The sequence below is a fragment of the Amycolatopsis echigonensis genome, assembly GCF_014174495.1.
GTDB classification, from domain to species: Bacteria; Actinomycetota; Actinomycetes; order Mycobacteriales; family Pseudonocardiaceae; genus Amycolatopsis; species Amycolatopsis echigonensis.
Map to the genome: position 1 here is coordinate 26,482 of NZ_JACJHR010000011.1, position 15,066 is coordinate 41,547.

Here is a 15,066-nt window from a genome sequence, read left to right on the forward strand (position 1 = left end):
GAAAACGAACCGATCAGCTGGACAGCGTCCGACGAAGCCCAGCCGGGTCGGTTCGGGGCACCGCGAGCGGCGCGGGCAGCTGGCAGCCGCTCTCGTACGCCGCGGCGAAGCGTTCGTCGCCGAGGGCCGTCGGCAGCTGCTGCTGAGCGGGCGAACCTGCAGGTCAGTCCGGTCGTGGGCATCGCGCAACCGGGTTGCGCCTGGTCGCCTGGCTACCGCCGAGTTCCTTGCTGTGCCTCGAGATTCGCCCGATACGCCGTGCGCTCCGGGCGGTCCGAGTGCAGAGCGCGGTCGTCGCGGACCAGCCGCCGGACCCGGTTGAGGACCGGCTCGGGGGTGACCCCCGCAGCCGTGGCGAGCAGGCCGACATAGCCGGGGACAGCGATTTCGGCGCGGCGGTTGTGCACTGAATCGACAACCGCCTTGGCGACGTCTTCCGGCTGCACCTTGGGGATCGGCCGCATGTCCAGGCCGGAGGCGAGCGCGGTGTCGACGGCCGACGGCAGTACGGCGGTGATGCTGACGCCCGCGTCCGCGAACTCCAGGCGGGTCGCGGCCGTCAGCCCCACGACGGCGAACTTGGTCGCGTTGTAGACGGCCAGCCCCTTGACCGGGAACTTGCCTGCCAGCGAGGCGACGTTGACAACGTGGCCGAAACCGCGTTCGACCATGCCGGGCAGGGCGAGCTTCATGCCGTTGAGGACGCCGCCGAGGTTGACGTCGATCTGCAGCCGGTCGGTGGCGTCGGCGAGTTCGAGGAACCCGCCGTTCGGCATGAGGCCGGCGTTGTTCACCAGCACGTGCAACGGTCCGTGGGCCTTCTCGGCCGCGGCGAGGAAAGACGCGAACGAGTCGCGGTCGGCGACGTCGAGGTGGTGAGCGGTGCCGCCGACCAGCTCGGCGGTTTCCTCGGCAGCCGCCTGGTTGAGGTCCCCGATCGCGACGCGCGCTCCCTTGCGCGCGAAGAACTTCGCGACCGCACGGCCGATTCCGGCACCCCCACCGGTGATCGCGACGGACGCGCCGTCGAGGTCGATCTTGGGGTAGGTCATGGGGTCGCTCCTTCTTCGATGGCGGTGCGGACCCGCGCCGGGGTCACCGCGCGGAGCACGGCGGCGCGGCGGCGCAGGTCCATGAAATTCGGCCCCATGACGTCCAATTCGGCCTGCCCGGGTTCGATCCGGAGCACCCGGACACCGGCGGCGCGGAGTTGCTTCACCTCGGCGTCGACGCGCCGGGTCATCGCACGTCGGGCCAGTCGTTCGACCCGCGCGAAACCGCGGCCGGATGCACCCCCGGAGGTGGACATCGGCGGAATGACCACGACCTCCTCGACGCCAGTCGCGAGAACGAGATCGGCGGACGTCGGCGAGACGGTGCCGCCGTCGACGTACCTGCGGCCGTCGATGGCCACCGGCGGAAACCATCCCGGAATCGCCCAGGACGCGGCAATCGCCGTGCCGAGCTGAGTTCGGCGCGAATTCCCGAACGCGACCCGCTCCCCCGTGCGGATATCTGCCCCGACGAGCCAGGTCCGCGGATGGTCCACCCAGCCGTCAGCGTTGGCCAACGCGGTGCCGAGATCGCGCAGCCATCCAGCGTCGCCGCGCCCCCTCGGCACGACACCAGCCAGCCCGGCCAGCACATCGACGCGACCCCGCAATGCCGCGGCAGTGAGGCCGAGACCAGGCCAAACCGGTGTCGGCAAGGGCGGCAGCATGCCCGGATGCTGAGCGAGATGGCGCCGGACCCGTTCGTCGGCGGGTTCTCCGAGCAGCGCGGCCATGATCTCGCCGACCCCGATGCCCGAGCCGAGAAACGCCGCCATCTCCGCGCCCGCCGAGGTGCCGACCAGGACGTCGGCCTCGCGCGAGTCCCATCCCCACTGCTCCTCGACCGCGGCGAGGACGGCTGCGGTCCAGGCGAAGCCGAGGGTGCCGCCACAACCGAGCACCAGTGCGCGTTGGGTCATCGGCCACCTCTGCGGAATCGCGTGTCAGTGGCGGAACCGTATGTCATTTCTGCGAGCAGGGCAACCGGCTCAGACGGGCACCGGAGTTCGAGAGCGACCAGCCGCGGATCTAGTACACGTTTTCCTGAACCGCCTGCGCCTCGGCCACCGCCCGCAATTCCCGTACCAGTTCGCGCACCGCGAGGGATTGCGCACCGGCATAGGTGGCGACGTACCCGACCCGCCGGCTGGGCGGGTCGGCGATCGGGGTGACCGTGACTCCCGGCGCGGCGGCGGCGAGCGTGAGCTTCGGCAGGATCGCCATCCCGATCCCTTGCGCCACCATGGAAAGGACCACCCCGTCGTCGGCGACCTCCATCTTCGCCGCGGGCAGCCAGTCCTGCCGGGCCCACCAGGATCGGGTGTAGGAGGAGCAGTTTTCCGGCCAGTCGAGCAGCGGCAGAGCACGCGGATCGGCCTGGTTTCCCGGGTTGACGAGGAAATACGGCTCCCGGAACAGTTCTCCGGCGACCAATCCGGCCGGCGGGGGTTCGTCTTCGCTGAGGGTCGCGATGGCGACGTCCGCGCGTCCGTCGGCGACCTCGCCCGCCGTGCCGCGGCCTAGTTCGGGGACGACCAGCACCTGCGGGCGCAGGCCGGAATGCTTGGCGGTCAAGCGTTCCAGCGCCGCGGGCAGGAGATGCGCGGCGGCACTGCGGAAAGCCGCGATCCGCAGCGGGCCGGTGAGCGTTCCGGCTGCCGCGCCTCGAGCTTCGGCGCGGAGGACGTCGAGCTGACGCAGGATCAGCCGGGCGTGCACGAGCGCGCGAGCACCGGCCGCGGTCGGGCGGGCACCGGTTCGGCCGCGCTCGAAAAGGACGGCGCCGACCTTGCGTTCGCAGGTCCGGACGGCGTGCGAGATCGCGGACTGAGTGAGGCTCAGCTCGGCGGCAGCGGCGGTGAAACTGCCGGCGCGCTCCACCGCGAGCAGCAGGCGCAGCTCGCCCGGAGTGAGGTCGACAGCATCCATGCGGCCAGCCTAGCCAGCACCATGAGCGAGATTCATGGATTGGCTCGGTCCATCGATCCGGCGGTCTGCCGCAGGCGGCTTCGACGCGCTTGAGTTGCTGGGCAGAGCCAACTAAGGAGATCCCGTGTCCCTGACCGCCGTCCGCCAGGTCCGCCGCCCCGAGGGCGCGCCGAGCGCCGCCGATTTCGAGTTCGTCACCCAGCCGCTGCCGGATCTCGCCGGCGGACAGGTGCTGGTCGAAAACCGTTACCTGTCGGTCGATCCGTACATGCGCGAGTTCATGGAATGGGGCGGCTGGGAACGCGGCGCGGGTCTGGAAGGGCGCTCGCTCGGCGAGGTGGTCGAGTCGAAAGAGCCGACTCTTCCGGTCGGCACCACGGTGTTCCACCGGCACGGCTGGGCTACCCACGCCGTCCTCACCGCCGCCGACGTCCGGACGATCACCCCGGCGGACGGCGTTCCGCTGAGTGCTTACCTGGGCATTCTCGGCGGGACCGGTCTCACCGCGTACGTCGGCCTGACCCGGATCGCGCAGATCCGTCCCGGCGACGACGTGTTCATCTCCGCGGCCGCCGGCGCGGTGGGCAGCGCGGCCGGGCAGATCGCCCGGTTGCTCGGCGCGGGACGGATCGTCGGCAGTGCCGGGTCAGCGGCGAAGGTCGAGCATCTGACCCGCGACCTCGGGTTCGATGCCGCCTTCGACTACCACGACGGTCCGGTCGCGGACCTGCTCCCGAAAGCGGCTCCGGACGGAATCGACGTGTACTTCGACAACGTCGGCGGCGATCACCTCGCCGCCGCGATCGACGTTCTGCGCGAGCACGGCCGGGTCGCCTGGTGCGGTTCGGTCGCGCAGTACAACAGCCTGCGCACGCCGCCGAGCGCGCCCCACAACCTGTACGACGTGGTCGGGAAAAGCCTTCGGATCGAAGGGTTTCTGGTGCGCAATCACCTCGACGCGTGCGAAGAACTCGAGGAATTCCTGATTCCGCACATCCGCGGCGGGCAGGTGCGCGTCAATGAGACTGTGGCAGAAGGGTTTTCCAGCATCGTGGACGCGTTCATCGGGATGCTGCGCGGAGAGAACGTCGGGAAAATGCTGGTCCGGGTCTGACCGCCGGGAGGGAGCCGCGAAGCCCCCTCCCGGGGCAGAACCTCAATCACGCCAACGGTTGTTGAGGAAGGCGTCGTCGTCCTCGTCGTCTTCCGCCGGACGCGGGCGACGCGTCGGACGGCGCGGAGCCTCGGTCCGCAGAGCGGGCTGGTTCGGCGTCACCGCGAACGGGGACGCCGAGCCCGGCTCGTTGCCGAACTCGTCGGAATCGAACGCCGAGGGCGGTTCGGTGCTCGGCCGGTCCGTGCTCCACCCGGACTTGGTCTTGCGCTTCCCCAGTTCCCGCCGATGCTGGACGTACCGTTCGGCCGCCTGCACCTGCTTGGTCATGTACTCCTGGGACTGCGCCTTGAGCTCCTCGGCCTTCTGCTCGCGCAGCGCCCGGCGGTCGGCCTGCTCCCGGACCAGCGCGTCCAGTTCGGCCTTCATCGCGGCGGTTTCGCTCATGCGTCGCTCCTACCTGGTCCGGATGATCGGCGCGTCGTCGTCATCGTCGAGGGAACCGGTGATCCGGCTGGCGGGCTCGGCCAGGTTGTCGAAGACCGCACCCTCCACGCGGTATGCGGAACGCCGCTCGGTGTCGCCACCGCCGCCACCGCCGCCGTGTCCGCCGCCCATCGAGCCCATGCCGGGCATCCCGGAACCGCCGGACCCCGACTGGCCGGATCCGCCGGAATGGTCGCCTGCCGGTGCTCCCGGCTGCGAGAACCCGCCGCCGGACTGGGTGCCGGACACCGGCGTGCTGTCGGACACGGGGCCACCGTGCAGCGGAGCGCTCGGAGCACCCGCGGGCACGCCCGAGTGCGCAATCTCCGGACCGGGACCACCCGGCATGGCATGACCCGGCGCCCCGCTCGGGACGCCGTGGTGCAGCGGCTGGACCGGGTGCTGTCCCGAACCGCCGAGCGAATCGCCCCCGTGCGAGGTCCCGGGACCACCTCCTGGGTGCCCGCCGAACGGGTCGCCGGTGTGCGAGATCTCCGGACCTGGTCCGCCCTCCATCGGATGCACCGATGCGGGGTGGCTGCTGCTCGGCGAGGCACCGCCGCGCCCGGGACCGTCTGGTCCCTGGTGGTCACCGGCGTGCTTGCCGGGACCGTCGTCGCCGTGCTGGGGACCGTCTCCCGCGTGGTGCCTCCCGGTGCTGTCGCCAGGCATCCGCGGGCCGTGGTCCACCGCGTGCGCGCCCTGCGGCTTGTCCTCCTCGCCGAGCGTGTACGTCGTCGGGTTGCCCTTGCCGTCGTCGACCGTGACGACGGTCGGCCCGTTCGGTCCGTCCGGACGCTCGGCGGTGATCTTCAGGTCGCCGTCGCGGAGGTGGATCTTGCCGTCCGGACCGGGGTGGTGGACGTCGGCGCCATGCTGTCCGTCGGGCGCGGACTTGTCGTCGGACCAGTCGATCTTGAAGTCCTTGACCTGCCCGGAACCCTCGCCGATCTTGATGTCCATCTTGCCGTCGTGGTCCGGCTCGGACATCTCGAACGTCTTATTGCCCTGCTTGACCTTCAGGACCTCCCGGTCGTCTTCGTCGGGCTTCCCGTCATCGGGCTTGCCATCGTGGTCCTTGTCCGCGCCTGGCTTGCCGTCTTCGCCGCCGGGGCCGCCGTCGGCGGGGTCGGTCTTGATCGGCGGACCGTCCACCGGACCGCCGCCCGGGGAACCGCCGCCGCCCTTGTCGCCAGGGGTCTTGTCGCCAGCGATCTTGTCGTCCGGGCCCTTGCCGTCGCCGCCGGTCGAACCGGGTTCGCCGCCGCCCGGTCCGCCGAGGGGGGCGCCGCCGTGACTGCCCTGCGCGTCCTTCTTCAGCGACTCCATTGCGGCCTCGGCCTTTTGCTTGGCCTCCGCCTGAGCCTTTTGCTTGGCCTCCGCCTGAGCCTTTTGCTTGGCCTCTTGTTCGGCCTTCTGCCGGGCCTCTTCCTCGGACTGGGCCTGGTCCTGCCCGCCGCCGGAACCACCCGGGCCCGAACCGCCGGGGCCGGAGCCAGACCCGCCGGAGCCGCCGCCGGGATCGGTCTTGATCGGCGGACCGTCGACCGGACCGCCGCCGCCCGTCCCGCCACCGGAACCTCCGCCCGAGCCCCCGCCGAGCGGACCGCCGCCCGGTGCATCGGACGGGACGTCGAGGTCGGGAACCTTCGCGCCGCCACCGCCGGACCCGCTGCCCGAGCCCGACCCTCCGCCGGTGCCGCCCCCGTAACCACCGCCGGAACCACCGGGATGGTCGCCCTGCGGCGTGTCCGAACCGGATCCGCCGCCAACTCCCCCACCAGTGCCGCCACCGGTTTCCCCACCGGTCCCGCCGCCAGAACCACCGCCGTAACCGCCGCCAGAACCGTCCTGGCCACCGCCGTAGCCGCCACCAGAACCCTGACCGCCACCGCCGGGCCCGCCACCGCCAGGACCCTGCCCCCCGCCGCCAGGACCACCGGAACCGCCCGAGGCGCCAGCCCCGCCGTCCGCGGCGCCCTCGAACTTGTTCTTGATCTTGCCCATCTCTTTGTCGAGCGCGTCGTAGGCCTTGTCGATGAGGTCCTTGGCGTCCTTGCAGGCCTTCTCGAACCCCAGGTAGATGGTGTCCCACATGTCGGGGTTGAACTGGTTCATGATCCACTGCTTGGCGAGGTCCTTGCCGTGGCTCTGGATCTCGTCGTCGTCGCAGCAGCCCTGGTCGTTGAGGGTGTCGACCAGGTTGGTGCCGAAGTTGTAGTCCATCCAGCCGGCGATCTGGGCCAGGTCGTTGACGCTGCCGTGCTCGCCGTTGGCCACCGCGATGACCTTCTGCGCCATCGTGTAGTCGGCCTTGCCGACCTCATCGCGGTACAGAGCGATGACCTGGTCGGCCTTCCCCTTGCACAGGTCGAAGAGCGTCTTCGTGGTGTGCAGCGTCGCTTCGCTGGCGTGGCTGAGGTCGTCCCCCAGTTTCGCGGCCTTCTTCTGGATGCTCTCGTTGTACCGGTCCGACGCCGCGTCGGCGCCCGCTCCGGTCCAGGTCTGGAACAGCGTGCCCAGTTCGGTTCCGGTGTCGGTCAGCGTCGACTTCACGGTTTCCGAGCCGTGCTTGAAATGCATGGCGTCGTTGATGAAACCCTCGAAGCTGATCCCGCGCTGCTCGTCGAACGGGCCGCGGATGTCCTTGTCGAGGTCGAGCTTGCGCGTGTTCCCCTTGCAGTCGTCGGGGATCTTCTCGAGCAGGCCGCCGAAGGTCTCGAACACCCGCAGCGCGGCCGCCGCGGGGTCGAAGAGTTCGTCGGACGTCTTCGTGCCGGTGGCCGCGGCGTCCACGCCTTCGCCGGGTGCGGGCGGCTGCAACTTGTCGAGCTCGTCCTTGCCCTTGTCGACTGCCTTTTTCTTCTCGTCCTGGTTGTAGCTGTTCTGCTGGCCCTTCTGCCTGGCCTCTTCGTAGACCTGCTCGAGCGACGGGCCGCCGACCGGTGCCGCGAACGGATTGCCGGGGATGGGGGTGAACGTCCGCCCGTACGCGTTGATGTATTTTTCGACGTCCGCGCCCTCGTCGCCCTCGGGCTTCGGGTGCTCGTTCACCCACGCCCGGAGCAGCTCGTCCTTCATCCCCGCCGGCACTGCCGAGTTGTCGAGCAGCTTCTTGACATCCGCCCACGTCTTGGGCTGCTGCTGGTTGTCCGCCATCAGAGGATCCCGTCGACGCCGTTGCCGGTCTTGGTGATGGACCCGGCCTGGTTGTCCTCGTTCTTGTCGTAGGCAGATCCGGCGGTGCCGATGTTCGTGCCGAACGATTCGAGAGCCTTGCTGTAGCCGGAGACCGCGTCCCACAGCTGCTTGGCGCCCTCGAGGTACTTGTCGGCGTGCGCCTGGTGCACCCGGCCGAACTTCTCCTTGGTCAGCTCGGAGTTCTCCAGGTCCGGATTGTCGTCAAGCAGTTTTTCCGCCAGGTCACCGATCTTCTTCGACGCCTTCGACAACGCATCGGTCGTCGCGGTGTACCCGCCCCCACCGCTCATTTCAGTGCTTCTCCTCGGCTCGGCAAGCTGTCAGGGCCTCCGCGAGCACGTCCGCCACGGATTCCACGTCGGTGAACCGATCGAGCTCGTCCAGACCGATCGACACGTCGTAGTAGATCTCCAGCGCCGCGAGAAGCCGGATCCGGCCCTTCGAGTCGATGCCGAGCTCCTCGAGCGGAGCGTCGGGTACGACGAGGGCCGGGTCGAGCCGGAAGGTGTCGCTGACGACCTTCGTGACCTCGGCGCAGTGATCACCCACGGACGCCACCGTAACGCGCCTTGGCGGCCGACCGGGCGACCTTCCCGCTGGAAGTGCGCGGAAGTCCGCCAGAAGGGACCAGGTGTACCGCACGGAGCGTGAGATCGTGCTCTCTCGACACCGCTCGCAGTACTGCCCGGGTCACATCCTTGACCTCGGCTTCCGCGTCCCGAGCCCATTCCGCGACCACCATCGCGCCCTCGCCCTGTTCGTCGGCGACGCCGAACGCGGCGACCCGGTCGCGGCGGATCGCCGGGTGTGCCTCGCCCGCCGCCGCCTCGAGGTCCTGCGGGTGGAAGTTGCGGCCGTCGACGACGATCAGGTCCTTGAGCCTGCCGGTGACGTACAGGTCGCCGCGGTGGAACACGCCGAGGTCTCCGGTGCGCAGCCAGCCCACAAGCCCGTCGAGGACGCCGCCGAACGCGTCCGCGTCGCCGCGACCCCAATAGCCGGACGCGACGTTCGAGCCGTGCACCCAGATCTCGCCGACCTCGCCCTCGGGCTGCTCGTGTCCGTCGTGGACGATCCGGACGAGCTGCCCGACCGGCCGTCCCACCGACATGACCGGCTGCCCGTCCGGCGTTTCGACGGCGCGGCCCTGAGCAAGGGCTTCCCGGTCGAGCACCGCGCCGCGCGGCCCTTCTTCCCCCGCGCTCGCGACGTACACCGTGGCCTCGGCCAGCCCGTACGACGGCCGATGCGCTTCCGGGCGGAACCCCCGCGGGCCGAACACCTCGTGGAAACGCTCGACCGTGCGCGGCCGGACAGGTTCGGCTCCGTTGAGCGCGATCCGGACGTCCGAGAGGTCGAGGTCGTCCTCCGCGCCGACGTCGGCGGCCAGGTCGTACGCGAAATTCGGGGCCGCGGTGAAGACGGCCGGATAGTCCGAGAGCTGGCGTAGCCACCGCTGCGGCCGGTGCACGAACTCCGCCGGGGACATGAACACCGACCGGCCGCCGACGTAGACGGGCAGGCACAGCAACTGGATCAGGCCCATGTCGTGGAAGAACGGAATCCAGCCGACGCAGGTCGTCTGCTCGTCCGAGGCGTACGCCTGGCTGGCCTGCCAGCAGGCCGCGACGATCGCCCGGTGCGGGATCACCGCGCCCGCCGGCTCGCGCGTCGACCCCGACGTGTACTGCAGGTAGGCCGGGCTTTCCGGATCGACGCGGACCGGGTCGATCCCCGGCCCGGACAGGTCGTCCACCACGACGAGGTCGCCGGGATCGCTGAACTCGCGCACCTTCGCCGCGGCAGCCGACGACGTCGCCCACACTCGCGCGCCGGAGTCGGCGAGGACCCCGGAGAGCCGGTCGGCCTGCGCGCGATTTCCGGGCAGCATCAGCGGAACGGCGACCATCCCGGCGGCGAGCGCGCCGAAAAACGCCAGCGGGTAAGCGAGTTCCTGGCCGGCGAGGATCGCGACGCGCTCGCCCGGCTCCGCGACCCGGCGCAATTCCCCGGCCACGATCCGGACCTTGGCGGCGAATTCGGCCCACGTCCACGTGTGCTCGACGCCGTGATGGTGATCTTGGTGGGTGAACAACGGCCGTTCGTCGGCGGCGCGGGCGAACAGCCGGTCCACGATCGAGACGCGCATGACCTCGTCGGGCACGCTCGCGGACGTCCGGGACACGCAGCGCAACCTACTCGACCTCGGAACCGTCCCGCGAGCCCGGTATTTACTCGCGAACCTGGGCGGCTCGGGATTCCAGATAGCGCTTCTCCGCGATACTGGCCGTCGCCTTGGCGGCCAGCCGGTAGTTCTCGTACGCGCCCGGCAGATCCCCGGCTTTCTCCAGCAGATGCGCCCGCACCGACAGCAACCGGTGGTGCCGCGCCATCCGTTCATCACTGTCCAATGTGGACAATAGCGCGAGTCCGGCCCGCGGCCCCTCGACCTCGGCGAGCGCGATCGCCCGGTTCAACGTCACCACCGGATTGTGCGCGATCCGTTCCAGGATCAAGTAAAGCGCGTGCACCTGCCGCCAGTTGGTTTCCTCCGCGGTCGCCGCGTCGGCGTGCGTCGCGGCGATGGCCGCCTGCAGCTGATACGGGCCGAGAGCCGAACCCGCGAGCGACGCTTTCGCCAGCTCAGTGCCCTCGTCGAGCATGGCGCGGTCCCACGTCGTGCGGTCCTGCTCCGCCAGCGGCACGAGGTCGCCGGACGGTGTCGTGCGCGCCGTTCGACGAGCGTGGGTCAACAGCATCAACGCGAGCAGACCGGTCACCTCGCTGTCGTCGGGCAGCCGCGCGTGCACCATCCTGACCAGGCGAATCGCCTCGTGCGCCAGGTCGGCGCGGTGCAGGTCGCTGCCGGAAGACGCGGTGTAGCCCTCGTTGAAAATCAGGTAAAGCACCTGCAGCACGACCTGCAGCCGCCCCGGCTCTTCCGAACCGGGGAACGAACTGCCCGCCGCCTTGATCCGCTGTTTGGCACGGCTGATCCGGGCAGCCATCGTGCCCTCCGGCACCAAAAACGCGCGGGCGATCTCGGCCGTGGTCAGACCGCCGACCGCACGCAGGGTCAACGCGGTCTGCGACGCCGGCGTCAGCGTCGGATGGCAGCAGAGGAACAGCAAGTGCAGTGTGTCGTCGGTGTCCGGCACCTCGGGCGCCGTCTCGACGGCGTTCGCCAGCTCACGCTCGCGGCGTGCCTGATCGCTCCGCAGCTGATCGACATAGCGCCGGGACGCGACCGTCGACAGCCAGCCGCGCGGATTGTTCGGCACGCCTTCGACCGGCCACTGCTGGGAAGCTGCGAGGACGGCCTCCTGCACCGCGTCCTCGCAGCCCTCGAATTGGCCGTACCGGCGCACGAGCACGCCGAGAACCTGCGGCACGAGTTCGCGCAGCAGGTCCTCGACGGAGGCGGCGCTCACGCGTCCAGTTGCCCTTCCGAGAACATCACCTGGCGCACCTCGACGCCGAGCCCCTCGATCGCGGCGTCCGGGACCTGTGCGGCCAGCTCGATCGCGCGCTCCTTGTTCTCCACGTCGATCAGGTAGTAACCGCCCAGGAACTCCTTGGACTCGAGGAACGGCCCGTCGGTCACGACCGGTTGCCCGCCTCGCACCGACACGACCGCGGCCTGCGACGGATCGGCGAGCGCCTGGGCGGCGATCAGCTCGCCGGACTTCTTCGTCGACTCCATGAACGCGGTGACGCCGTTGCCGAGGGCTTCCTTCTCCTCCTCGGTCAGCGCGTCGAGAACGGACTGGTTGATGTGCAGGCTGATCAGGAACTTCATCGTCTTGCTCCTCGTGGTTTCGGGGTCTTTCGCGGAGTGGTCGGAGGCGCGGGCGGGTTCTGGACATGGACCTTATGTGACGTGCATCACATCTCATTCAGGCGCACTATGAACGGCATGGAGACCGACGCCTGGGCCGCGTTGGCGAGTCCGTTCGTGGAAGGCGCGTACGCGACCGTCAAGGGCCGAGTTCGCACGTACGTGCTGCATCAGCAGCTCCTGGCGCACCTTCCTCCGCCGCCGGCCACGGTGCTCGACGTCGGCGGCGGGGCCGGACACCAGTCGTTTCCGTTGGCCCGCATGGGTTACGACGTCGTACTGCTGGACTCATCCGGCGCGATGCTGGCGAAGGCAGAGCAGCGTCTCGCCTCGGAAACGGCCGAGGTCCGCGAGCGAGTCCGACTGGTACGCGGCCGAGGCGAGGACGCCGTCGTGGCGGTCGCTGGTCAGAAGTTCGACGCGGTGCTGTGCCACGGCGTGCTGATGTATGTGGACGATCCCGTGCCGATGATCGACGCTCTGTGCGCTTGCGCGGCACCGGGCGGGATCGTCTCGGCAATGGCGCTCAACGCCGAGACGTTGGCCGTCCTTCCCGCGCTGGAGGGGCGGTGGAGCGACGCGCTGGCGGCCTTCGACGCCCACGGCGAGCTGGGCGTCCTCGGCGTTGACACGCGCGCCGACACGGTCGCGGGGCTGTCACAGCTTCTCGTCGGACAGGGAGCCGAACCGCTTGCCTGGTACGGGGTTTGGCTGTTCGCCGACTGGATGGACCTGGACGCCGACGAGAGCCGGATCGCCGAGATCGCGGAGGTCGAGCTGGAGGCCGCGCGACGAGATCCGTACCGGCGGCTCAGCCGGGTGTTCCATCTCGTCGCACGCGCCTGACTGTCCTATTCGGACGCGTCCCAGAACTCCGTGAGGACGCGCGCGCCCTGGAACGGGTCCTGCGTCATCCACCAGTGGCCGAGCCCTTCCAGCACCGCGACCTTCGCCCCGGCCCGCGCGGCCGCACGGCGGCGTTGCTCGTCCGTGCCGACGAAGTGGTCCTCAGTCGCCAGCACGACGAGCCCCGGACGCTCCGCCGCGCGTTCGAGATCCCGGCCGAACTCCGCGATCGCCGGCTGCGCCGCGGACCGGTACAGCGGGAGCACCGCGCGCGCCATGTCGTCGTTCATCCCCTCGGCGACCTTGGCGGCCACCGACTCGTGCATTCCGCCCAGCACCAGGCGCTCCGCCCGCTTTTCCACCGGCGCGCCGAACATCGCCGCGACGGATTCCTCGCCGACACCCGGTTTCTGCCACCCCTGTGCGAGGTCGTGCCACACGTAATCCGGGTCGAACGCGCCGGCTGTGTCGCTGGCCCAGCTGCGCACCAGCTCCGGACGAGCCATGACGGCGTTGAGCACGTGCGCGCCGCCCCAGTCGTGGCCGACCAGGTCGACCGGTTCGGGGAACTTCTCCAGCTCGGCGATCAACCAGTCGCGGTATTCGACAGCCTTCGCACCGAACCCGTCCGGCAGCGGAGCACCGAACCCGGGCGGGGACAGGCACACGGTCGACCGGTCGCCCAGCTCGGCAAGCAGGCGTTCCCACACCGCGGCGGTTTCCGGATTGCCGTGGACGAACACTGCGGTCATCGGACTTCCTCCCTCTCGTCGCTGCCACTCTACGTACACTTGCTTGTCGGCTGACAAGTAAGTTGTAGGGTTTCTGCACATGACCCCGGCCCGCCGCACCCAGCAGGAACGCCGCGACCAGGCATCGGCCGCTTTGCTCAAAGCCGCCGCCGAACTGGTCGTCGAGGAAGGGGTGCGCGCCGTGACCCTGGCGCGTGTCGGCGAGCGCGCCGGGTACAGCCGCGGCCTGGTCACCCACCACTTCGGCGGCAAACAGGCGTTGCTGGAACACCTCGCCCGCACCACGCAGACCGGTTTCGTCCCCGGCCTGGACGCTCTGCCGCCCGGCCTCGACCGGCTGCTGCGGCTGATCGACGGCTACCTCGCCCAGCTCAGCGAACCGGACGTGCTGAGCCGGGCTTTCCTGGTGCTGTGGGCGGAATCGATGACCGCGCCCGACCTGGCCCCGATCTTCCGCGAACGCGACCACGCCTTCCGCGACGACCTGCGGCAGGAGATCGTCGCAGGCATCGCCGAGGGCACCGTCCGCGCCGATGTCGACCCGGACCAGATCGCCGTGGCCGTCGTCGGGCAGCTTCGCGGGATCGCACTGCAGTGCGTGCTCGACCCGAAGGCGGTAGAGCTGGCCGGGCTGCGCCGGTGCGCTGGAGAGGCGTGGAAACGGGCGCTGTCCTTCTGAACTGCGCATTCTTTTATTTCCATAGAAATTGCGTCTAGAGCATTAATGTCTAGCCGACTTCCACATTTCGGAGAACGTCACACAGGCAGTGAGTGATCAGCTACTTTGTTAGCTGTCTGCATTTGATGACACCGAGCATGGGGAGGGCTTCGCGTGTGGGAGGACGTCGAGTTCTCGATCTTGCACCCTGCTGATCCCGCGCCCGCGAAGAACGGGTTTTCGCTGGACATCGATGTGGCCAAGCAGGTTCTCCAGGAGCTGCTCGGCTATCAGGACAGGTTGGGGCTCATGAAGCGCAAAGTTTCCACCGTGTGCAGCATGAAGCCGCCGTCGAAGGATCCTTCGACGATGGCGATGCACGTCGCCATGGTCGGTGACGGCCGCGGAAAACTGGGTGCGTTTTCCTATGGCGGCGGGCACATCGACTTGCAGCTGGATTACGTCACCGAGCTGATCGACCGGATCCGGAAAGCACTGGCCGCGATCGGCCAGAGCGACCAGGACCAGGCGGCAGCCGTCGAGAAAACCCATCCCGGCACCGGCTCTCGAGGAAACTTCGGATGAACCTGCGCACGATCGTCGGAGTGCTCGCTCTCGCCGCACTGGCCGCTGGTTGCTCGACACCTGACAACGGCCCCGCGACGAGTTCGGCACCGGCCACCGCTCCGTCGGCCCAGTCGCTGCCTTACGGCGGAGCGCCGAAGGTCGAGAACCCGCTCCCCGACACCGTGTTCTCCGACGGCCCCTGCCAAGCGCTCACCCCGGACCAGCTCACTTTCCAGCTCGGCTCGGCGGTGCCCGGGAAGCCGGACAATTCCGCGGTCCCCAGCTGCGACTGGATCAGCCCGGACACCCACGCCCGGATCGGCTTGTCCTTCTTCGGCAAGGACAACGACGGGCTCAGCAACGTCTACGCCAACGTCCGGCCGCAGATGAAACGCTTCGACGTGCTCCCGCCCATCCAAGGCTTCCCCGCCGTCGCCTACAGCACCCAGCCCGGGCCCATCACGAACTCGTGCGATGTCAACGTCGGGGTCACCGACCGGCTCTCCTTCATGGTGGAAGCGGCGCCCGGGGAGACCAAGCTCAACAAGATCGACCCGTGCCCGCTCGCGGTCTCCGTCGCGGGCAACGTGATCACCACGTTGAAGCAGAAAGCCGGCCGGTGA

Annotated in this window: 16 protein-coding genes; 5 read left to right on the forward strand and 11 right to left on the reverse strand. The window is 69.4% G+C overall.

The genetic code is table 11. The features are described 5' to 3' along the window. Window positions 1-212 precede the first annotated feature (212 nt). The 3 genes from H5411_RS10150 to H5411_RS10160 all read right to left on the reverse strand — a co-directional run bounded on the left by H5411_RS10150 (window position 213) and on the right by H5411_RS10160 (window position 2,981). Window positions 213-1,052, reverse strand: coding sequence for an SDR family NAD(P)-dependent oxidoreductase (locus H5411_RS10150; RefSeq protein WP_183123648.1), 840 nt, complete (start codon window positions 1,050-1,052; stop codon window positions 213-215). Next, complete coding sequence (locus H5411_RS10155; RefSeq protein WP_183123649.1) at window positions 1,049-1,972, reverse strand: patatin-like phospholipase family protein; 924 nt, start codon at window positions 1,970-1,972, stop codon at window positions 1,049-1,051. The genes H5411_RS10150 and H5411_RS10155 overlap by 4 nt, the downstream gene beginning before the upstream one ends. Window positions 1,973-2,081: 109 nt before the next feature. After that, window positions 2,082-2,981 (reverse strand): LysR family transcriptional regulator, encoded by a 900-nt coding sequence (locus H5411_RS10160; protein ID WP_101436403.1) that lies wholly within the window; start codon window positions 2,979-2,981, stop codon window positions 2,082-2,084. 124 nt (window positions 2,982-3,105) lie between these two features. Between H5411_RS10160 and H5411_RS10165 the strand changes: the two genes are divergently transcribed. Continuing rightward, a complete protein-coding gene (locus H5411_RS10165) occupies window positions 3,106-4,095 on the forward strand; it encodes an NADP-dependent oxidoreductase (RefSeq protein ID WP_183123650.1) in 990 nt (329 codons plus the stop codon). Window positions 4,096-4,137: 42 nt separating this feature from the next. On the opposite strand, the gene H5411_RS10170 is transcribed toward H5411_RS10165, so the two are convergent. The 7 genes from H5411_RS10170 to H5411_RS10200 all read right to left on the reverse strand — a co-directional run bounded on the left by H5411_RS10170 (window position 4,138) and on the right by H5411_RS10200 (window position 11,581). Further along, on the reverse strand, window positions 4,138-4,542 hold the full coding sequence (locus tag H5411_RS10170) for a hypothetical protein (RefSeq protein WP_101436405.1): 405 nt from the start codon (window positions 4,540-4,542) through the stop codon (window positions 4,138-4,140). 9 nt (window positions 4,543-4,551) lie between these two features. Beyond that, window positions 4,552-7,740, reverse strand: a complete 3,189-nt coding sequence (locus tag H5411_RS46970; RefSeq protein WP_220816761.1) for a WXG100 family type VII secretion target — start codon at window positions 7,738-7,740, stop codon at window positions 4,552-4,554. Then, window positions 7,740-8,072, reverse strand: a complete 333-nt coding sequence (locus H5411_RS10180) for a hypothetical protein (RefSeq protein WP_101436406.1) — start codon at window positions 8,070-8,072, stop codon at window positions 7,740-7,742. Before H5411_RS10180 ends, H5411_RS46970 begins: the two co-directional genes overlap by 1 nt. Before the next feature lies 1 nt (window position 8,073). Continuing rightward, on the reverse strand, window positions 8,074-8,331 hold the full coding sequence (locus H5411_RS10185; RefSeq protein WP_183123651.1) for an acyl carrier protein: 258 nt from the start codon (window positions 8,329-8,331) through the stop codon (window positions 8,074-8,076). Beyond that, window positions 8,324-9,931 carry a fatty acyl-AMP ligase gene (locus tag H5411_RS10190; RefSeq protein WP_183123698.1) on the reverse strand — a complete coding sequence of 536 codons (1,608 nt, stop codon included), beginning with the start codon at window positions 9,929-9,931 and terminating at the stop codon, window positions 8,324-8,326. Before H5411_RS10190 ends, H5411_RS10185 begins: the two co-directional genes overlap by 8 nt. 82 nt (window positions 9,932-10,013) lie before the next feature. Further along, window positions 10,014-11,213 carry an RNA polymerase sigma factor gene (locus tag H5411_RS10195; protein WP_183123652.1) on the reverse strand — a complete coding sequence of 400 codons (1,200 nt, stop codon included), beginning with the start codon at window positions 11,211-11,213 and terminating at the stop codon, window positions 10,014-10,016. Next, a complete protein-coding gene (locus tag H5411_RS10200; RefSeq protein WP_101436408.1) occupies window positions 11,210-11,581 on the reverse strand; it encodes a YciI family protein in 372 nt (123 codons plus the stop codon). The genes H5411_RS10195 and H5411_RS10200 overlap by 4 nt, the downstream gene beginning before the upstream one ends. Before the next feature lie 117 nt (window positions 11,582-11,698). Here H5411_RS10200 and H5411_RS10205 point away from each other — a divergent pair, with 117 nt between their 5' ends. Next, the gene (locus tag H5411_RS10205; RefSeq protein ID WP_220816762.1) at window positions 11,699-12,466 is read left to right on the forward strand and encodes a methyltransferase; all 768 of its coding nucleotides are present in this window, start codon (window positions 11,699-11,701) and stop codon (window positions 12,464-12,466) included. Between the two features lie 5 nt (window positions 12,467-12,471). Here the strand turns inward: H5411_RS10205 and H5411_RS10210 are convergent, their stop codons facing one another. Next, window positions 12,472-13,218: an alpha/beta fold hydrolase gene (locus tag H5411_RS10210; protein ID WP_183123654.1), complete on the reverse strand. Its 747-nt coding sequence runs from the start codon at window positions 13,216-13,218 to the stop codon at window positions 12,472-12,474. Window positions 13,219-13,297: 79 nt separating this feature from the next. Here H5411_RS10210 and H5411_RS10215 point away from each other — a divergent pair, with 79 nt between their 5' ends. From H5411_RS10215 to H5411_RS10225, 3 genes are all read left to right on the forward strand, one after another. Continuing rightward, on the forward strand, window positions 13,298-13,897 hold the full coding sequence (locus H5411_RS10215; protein WP_183123655.1) for a TetR/AcrR family transcriptional regulator: 600 nt from the start codon (window positions 13,298-13,300) through the stop codon (window positions 13,895-13,897). A 153-nt stretch (window positions 13,898-14,050) separates the two neighbouring features. Further along, window positions 14,051-14,461 (forward strand): hypothetical protein, encoded by a 411-nt coding sequence (locus H5411_RS10220; protein WP_183123656.1) that lies wholly within the window; start codon window positions 14,051-14,053, stop codon window positions 14,459-14,461. Next, the gene (locus H5411_RS10225; RefSeq protein ID WP_183123657.1) at window positions 14,458-15,066 is read left to right on the forward strand and encodes a DUF3558 domain-containing protein; all 609 of its coding nucleotides are present in this window, start codon (window positions 14,458-14,460) and stop codon (window positions 15,064-15,066) included. The genes H5411_RS10220 and H5411_RS10225 overlap by 4 nt, the downstream gene beginning before the upstream one ends.

Bases quoted from the DNA above. Each gene is read 5' to 3' on its own strand.
- H5411_RS10200 (WP_101436408.1), bottom strand. From the start codon at position 11,581: ATGAAGTTCCTGATCAGCCTGCACATCAACCAGTCCGTTCTCGACGCG.
- H5411_RS46970 (WP_220816761.1), bottom strand. From the start codon at position 7,740: ATGGCGGACAACCAGCAGCAGCCCAAGACGTGGGCGGATGTCAAGAAG.
- H5411_RS10210 (WP_183123654.1), bottom strand. From the start codon at position 13,218: ATGACCGCAGTGTTCGTCCACGGCAATCCGGAAACCGCCGCGGTGTGG.
- H5411_RS10155 (WP_183123649.1), bottom strand. From the start codon at position 1,972: ATGACCCAACGCGCACTGGTGCTCGGTTGTGGCGGCACCCTCGGCTTC.
- H5411_RS10190 (WP_183123698.1), bottom strand. From the start codon at position 9,931: ATGCGCGTCTCGATCGTGGACCGGCTGTTCGCCCGCGCCGCCGACGAA.
- H5411_RS10160 (WP_101436403.1), bottom strand. From the start codon at position 2,981: ATGGATGCTGTCGACCTCACTCCGGGCGAGCTGCGCCTGCTGCTCGCG.
- H5411_RS10225 (WP_183123657.1), top strand. From the start codon at position 14,458: ATGAACCTGCGCACGATCGTCGGAGTGCTCGCTCTCGCCGCACTGGCC.
- H5411_RS10215 (WP_183123655.1), top strand. From the start codon at position 13,298: ATGACCCCGGCCCGCCGCACCCAGCAGGAACGCCGCGACCAGGCATCG.
- H5411_RS10150 (WP_183123648.1), bottom strand. From the start codon at position 1,052: ATGACCTACCCCAAGATCGACCTCGACGGCGCGTCCGTCGCGATCACC.
- H5411_RS10180 (WP_101436406.1), bottom strand. From the start codon at position 8,072: ATGAGCGGTGGGGGCGGGTACACCGCGACGACCGATGCGTTGTCGAAG.
- H5411_RS10170 (WP_101436405.1), bottom strand. From the start codon at position 4,542: ATGAGCGAAACCGCCGCGATGAAGGCCGAACTGGACGCGCTGGTCCGG.
- H5411_RS10205 (WP_220816762.1), top strand. From the start codon at position 11,699: ATGGAGACCGACGCCTGGGCCGCGTTGGCGAGTCCGTTCGTGGAAGGC.